Raw genomic sequence first — 3,967 nt, forward strand, 5'->3', positions numbered from 1 at the left:
AGCAAGGCGCCGCCGATCCTGCTGACCAGCCGCGCGTTGCGGCGGAAGAAGCCGAGCACGTTCACCGCGCGCTGGAAGGCGGCCGCGACGATCAGGAACGGGATGCCGAGGCCGAGCCCGTAGACGAACGCGAGGAACGCGCCGCGCGCGGCGGTGCCCGACGTCTCGGACAGCGCCAGCACGGCGGTCAGCGTGGGGCCGATGCACGGCGTCCAGCCAAAGCCGAACATCACGCCGAGCAGCGGCGCCCCGGCCAGCCCGGCCCGCGGCCGCGCCGCGGGCCGGAAGATCCGGCCGGCGAAGCTGAAGCGGTCGAACGCCCCGGCGAACATCAGCCCGAGCAGGATCGTGATCACCCCGAGGACCTGAGTGAACCCGGTGTTATGGGCGCGGAGCAGGTGGCCGAGCCCGCCGAACGCGAGCCCGTAGACCGCGAAGACGGCGGAGAACCCGAGGACGAACAGCGCGGTCCCCGCGACGGCCCGTCCGGTGGGCGCCGAACCCGGCGTGTCACTGGTCGTGACCGTGGCGGTCGTGACGCCGCCGCTGCCGCCTTCCGCGACAGCAACGGCGGCGGTGCCGCCGCCCGTGACCGCCGCGCCCTCCGCGCCGACGCCGGACATGCCGGTGATGTACGAGAGGTAGCCGGGCACCAGCGGCAGGCAGCAGGGGGACAGGAACGTCAACGCGCCGGCCGCCGCGGCGACCGGTATCGCCAGGATCAGCGGCCCCGAGGAGACCAGGTTCTCGACGCTCATCCCTGCCGCTTGCCGTGCGGAATGATCACCAGGTTGGCGGCGTAGCAGAGCATCGCGACCGCGGTGGCGATCGCCATGCCGAGCGACGCGCCGTCGGCGCCGTCCTGCGCGAACGACGATCCGGCGCCGCCCGCGGCGAGAATGGCGACGAGTCCGGCGATGGACGTGGCCAGCACCGCGCCCGACTTCGCCTGAACCGCGCGGACCACCAGCATCGCGGCCACGATGACCAGCAGGATGCCGAGGATCACGTGGATCGCGAGCAGCGGGCTGGAGAACAGTCCGACGGACTTCTTCGCGGTCGGGGCCGTGCCGTACAGGTTGTACGCCGTCCCGATGACGAACTGCAGGACCAGCATTGTCAGGGCGCCGAAGCTGGCCATGCGGACCCGCTCCAGCCGCGTGGCGAGTGCGGACCCCGTTCCGGGTTCGGTCAGCGTTGACATGCCACCACGATATCGTTACCGGTGTGAATTCGGTCGCCGTCAGCCCCCCAGGGACGCGGCTCGTGAAAGTCGGCGCCATCGCGTTCTGCGCGATCCTCGCCAGCTGGGTGATCTTCGACGTCCTCCGCGGCAAGGCCGGCGCGCTGAACCCGGTGGACCTGACCGTGTACCGCGACGGCGGGCTGATCGTCCGGCACGTCCAGCCGTACTACGACCCGCACGCGGGCGCGCCCCTCTACGACTGGGGCGGGTACAGCTCGCTGGCGCTGAAGTTCACCTACACGCCGTTCGCCGCGATCGTATTCGCGCTGATCTCGTTCATCCCGATGAAGCCGTTGCTGGTGCTGTCGGTCATCGTGAACATCGCGAGCCTGGTGGCGGCGCTGTGGTTCACGTTCCGCGCCCTCGGCTACGCGGACCGCCGGGTCCGGCTCGGCGCGACGCTGCTGGCCGCGGCGGTCACGTTCTGGCTGCAGCCGGTGGTGCGGACGATCTACCTGGGCCAGGTCAACCTGATCCTGATGGCGGCGATCATCTGGGACTTGACCCAGGTGGAGTTCACCGCGAACGGGAAGCGGCGCTGGTGGGCGGGCGCGGTGACCGGAGTCGCCGCGGGGATCAAGCTGGTGCCGCTGATCTTCGTCCCGTACCTGCTGCTCACGAAGCGGTTCAGGGAGGCGGCCATGACCGTGGCCGGCTTCCTGGCGACCGTCCTCATCGGGTTCGCGATCCTGCCGGGCGACTCGTCCAAGTGGTGGCTGCACGGGCTGGTCTTCTCCGACGGCAACAGGACCGGGTTCACCGGCTGGGCAGGCAACCAGTCGCTGCGCGCGATCATCACGCGGTTCGCCGGATCCATCAACGCCGGCACCAAGCCCTGGCTGGTCGCCGCCTTCGTGGCCGTCGTCCTCGGCATCGTGGCCGCGGCGCTGCTCTACCGCGCCGGGCACTCCATGGTCGCGCTGCTGACCGTCGCGCTGACCGGGCTGCTCGCCTCGCCGATCAGCTGGGACCACCACTGGGTGTGGGTCGCCCCCGGCGTGGCGGTCGCCGGCCACTACGCGATCCGCGCCTGGCGGGCCAGGGAGAAGTGGCGGGCCCGCTGGATCGCCGCGCTCGCCGCCGGCATCATCTTCGTGTACGGCGCCTGGCCGGACGCGCTGTGGGAGCACGCCCGCAACCTCGGCAAGTTCTCGCTCGGCTTCCTGTGGGCGCAGAAGAACACCAGCCCGATCCTGTTCAGCCAGCACGGCGACCAGCCGCAGTACGTCGAGTACCACTGGCATGGCTTCCAGCTGCTGTGGGGCAACATTTACATCCTCGGCGGCATCGCCCTGCTGCTGATCCTGGTGGGCATCGCGGTCAAGCTCCGCCACGTGACGCCGGCGCCGCGCAGTGCCGAGCCCTCCGACCTCCCCGCCGAAGTCCCCGCGACGTAGCCGGTGCCGGATGCGTCGTGCCGTGGCGGTGCCGATCGTGGCGGTGTCGATCGTGGTAGGGGCGCTCGCTGGCATCGTGATCGGCACTGCCGCGCCTGCCTTCGCCGCCACGCCGGCCCCGCTCAGCGGGACCGCGGACGCGCTCACCCAGTCCGCTAGCGATCCAGGCACCTGGACGACGACCGCTTACCTGAACACCGCGGCGCTGTGCGCGGAACCGGTCACCTTCGCGCTGCAGCTCACGCCGGCCCCGTCGCCCGGCAAACCGGTGCCAGCGACCCCGGCCAGCAGCGTCACCGCGAACTGCGGGCCGGGGGAGACGGCGTCGCCGATCACCGCGGTCACGCTCAGCGCCAGCCTCCCCGAAGTGCCGCTGTCGGCCACGCTGGTCGTCACGCCGTCCCCGCTGGCCGCCGCGTCAGAAGCGCAGCTGGACGTCATCCTGGCCGTGCACCGTCACGTGTCCGTCTATCAGTACCTGGTGATACCGGCCTGCTCCGGCGCCCTGCTCGCCGCGCTGCTCATCATCGCCACGGTGGCGTTCGGGGTGCCCCGGTCGAGGCGGCCGGCGCGACCGCCGCGGTCCGGACGCCGGAACGCGCACCTGGACAAGGAGGATTTCTGGCGACGGCCGCTGTACGCGGCCTCCGCGTGGACGTGGGGCGACAGCTGGGTCACGAACATCACCGCGGTCGGCACGCTCATCGGCACCGTGCTCACCGCGTCGAGCGGCGTCGCCGCGCTGCTGCCCGGGGTTGACCAGGGCCGGTTCAGCCTGCTGCTCGCCATGGCGGGCGGCGTATCGGTCATCGCGCCGCTGATCTTCGCGCTGCTGAACTACCGCTTCAGCAGGCAGAACCCGGCGACCGCCCGGATCATGCAGATCAGCCTGCCAGCGGGGCACGGCGGATTCACGGTCACCATGCCTGTCGGCGGCAGCGTCACAGTGACGAGCGGCGGCACGCTGGACAGCGGCCAGGCGCTCAGTCCTGGCACCACCCTCGACGTGCCGGTCAACGGGGAGGTCACGGTGGCCGCGCCGGGAACCGGGCAGCGCGACTCCGTGATCCTGGTGCTGCCGGGCAGCAACGACATCGTGCTGCCGCCGGAGCAGCGGATCACGCTCAGGCCCGCGATCAGCGTCCCGCCGAGCGCCATCCAGGGCGCCCAGGCAGCCCGGGTCACCCAGGACAGCGCCATCCGGGCGGCGCGGCCGGGCTTCGCGAGCCGCGTGAAAGCACTCGTGCCCGGCGCAGCGACGACCACGACGCCGGCGCCCGCGCCGCCGACCGCTACGACCGTCGCCGCCCTGACGGTGCCGGAC

Annotated in this window: 4 protein-coding genes; 2 read left to right on the plus strand and 2 right to left on the minus strand. The window is 71.7% G+C overall.

Translation table 11 applies throughout. The features are described 5' to 3' along the window. Together WA805_RS17680 and WA805_RS17685 are read right to left on the minus strand one after the other, a co-directional pair. Positions 1-758: cytochrome c biogenesis CcdA family protein (locus tag WA805_RS17680; protein WP_425242878.1), on the minus strand; the 758-nt coding region annotated here is incomplete at its 3' end. Then, positions 755-1,204: a hypothetical protein gene (locus WA805_RS17685; RefSeq protein WP_422280432.1), complete on the minus strand. Its 450-nt coding sequence runs from the start codon at positions 1,202-1,204 to the stop codon at positions 755-757. The genes WA805_RS17685 and WA805_RS17680, both read right to left, overlap by 4 nt. Positions 1,205-1,227: 23 nt before the next feature. Here WA805_RS17685 and WA805_RS17690 point away from each other — a divergent pair, with 23 nt between their 5' ends. After that, positions 1,228-2,643 (plus strand): glycosyltransferase 87 family protein, encoded by a 1,416-nt coding sequence (locus tag WA805_RS17690; protein WP_422285914.1) that lies wholly within the window; start codon positions 1,228-1,230, stop codon positions 2,641-2,643. A gap of 10 nt (positions 2,644-2,653) precedes the next feature. Beyond that, on the plus strand, positions 2,654-3,967 hold a 1,314-nt coding region (locus tag WA805_RS17695; RefSeq protein WP_425242879.1), incomplete at its 3' end, for a hypothetical protein.

The organism is Trebonia sp. (genome assembly GCF_049794275.1).
In the GTDB taxonomy this organism is placed as follows: Bacteria; Actinomycetota; Actinomycetes; order Streptosporangiales; family Streptosporangiaceae; genus Trebonia.

Coding starts and splice junctions, on each gene's coding strand:
- WA805_RS17685 (WP_422280432.1), bottom strand. CDS start 1,204: ATGTCAACGCTGACCGAACCCGGAACGGGGTCCGCACTCGCCACGCGG.